Consider the following 668-nt stretch of genomic DNA (forward strand, 5'->3'; position numbering starts at 1 on the left):
CATTGTTTGGACTTAGACCATAGGGAACGAAACTCGCCATTACTCCTAATTTCCCAGATGCTCCCGACACATTTGTTTGTGTAAAAGGGTATAGCGCATTTATTTTTTGATTTGGTAGCTGACTATTACAACTTTGAAAATAGCCATTATTACTCGGACAACTGCCTCCTGGTGAGCAGTCTCCAGAACAGTATCCAGGTAGATTACAACCTGAAAAACTACTAACATCTCCCCACATGTTCTCCCCATCAACATATGTCGTATGTTGAGTTGCAGCATTAATGTTTGTTATAGGAGCGTTTTGCCAATGATCACCTGAGGTACCTGGATCATTATCACCATATCTATACGTGTTACTTGGATAGTTTAGAATAACTCCATATGGCCAGCAGTAACAATCACCACAATAGGAACCGTGATTATAACTATAGACTCTGGTTTGCACCTTCTGTAATTCATCAGGGAAATAAAAAATAGAGTTAAAATCTATTGTCCCATGTTGATAGCTAGTTGTATTGTCGAGAATATTTCGAATCGTTACATTTCCATTACGAGATTGATCTTGCCCTACTAGATCTGAAAAAATAACACGTGTTTGTTCTAATTCTGTTTGAGAAGTATAATCATCAGGATACATGGAAGGCCATGTTGCAACCATATCTAAGCCG

1 protein-coding gene is annotated in these 668 nt (G+C 38.3%); it reads right to left on the reverse strand.

Annotation, left to right across the window (positions count from 1 at the left end; all coding sequences use genetic code 11):
• A partial coding sequence (locus F3I02_RS32370; RefSeq protein WP_196478802.1) for an insecticidal delta-endotoxin occupies positions 1-668 on the reverse strand: 668 nt, incomplete at both ends.

The sequence above is a fragment of the Bacillus sp. SRB3LM genome (genome assembly GCF_015712745.1).
GTDB lineage: Bacteria > Bacillota > Bacilli > Bacillales > Bacillaceae_G > Bacillus_A > Bacillus_A thuringiensis_K.